Here is a 657-nt window from a genome sequence, read left to right as displayed (position 1 = left end):
TTGGACGTCGTGCTATTTCGCCGCTTACCAAGGAAAGTTGAATTAACACCAGCGGGTGAGCTATTCATGGCTGAAGCGCGCTCGTTACTGCGTCAGATGGAAGAGGTGAAAGCACAAACTCGTCGAGCTGCGCACGGCTGGAAAACAACGTTGAAACTGACGCTGGATAACGTAGTAAAGCTCGAAAAGCTAAAACCGTTAGTGGAAGATTTTTATCGAGAGTTTGAATTTGCGGAACTGCAAATCAACATGGAAGTCTTTAACGGCTCTTGGGAGGCGATCGCTCAAGGTCGTGCCGACATCGTAGTCGGAGCCACTTCAGCAGTTCCGGTCGGCGGGGATTTCGAAGTGAAAGACATGGGTGTGTTGGATTGGGCGTTTGTCATGTCGCCTGCTCATCCTTGTGTACGTCAGCAGGTTCTCACCGAAGAGTTTGTTAGCCAGTTTCCCGCGATTTGTCTGGATGACACATCGAACGTACTGCCAAAACGACACACAGGTCACTATGCCAAGCAGCGTCGTTTATTATTGCCCAATTGGTATAGTGCGATTGAATGTTTAAAAAATGGCGTTGGAGTCGGGTATATGCCGCGTCATATTGCGATGCCACTTATTCATGAAGGTGTGCTGGTGGAGAAACTGCTGCAAGATGACAAG

The 657-nt window shown here is 48.9% G+C and carries 1 protein-coding gene; it reads left to right on the top strand.

Going from position 1 to position 657, the window contains the following annotated elements; genetic code table 11:
• On the top strand, nt 1–657 hold a 657-nt coding region (locus R7190_RS28055), incomplete at both ends, for a LysR substrate-binding domain-containing protein (protein ID WP_318137948.1).

It is taken from the genome of Vibrio sp. 1078-1 (assembly GCF_033340475.1).
This window is presented reverse-complemented; position numbering and strand designations above follow the sequence as displayed.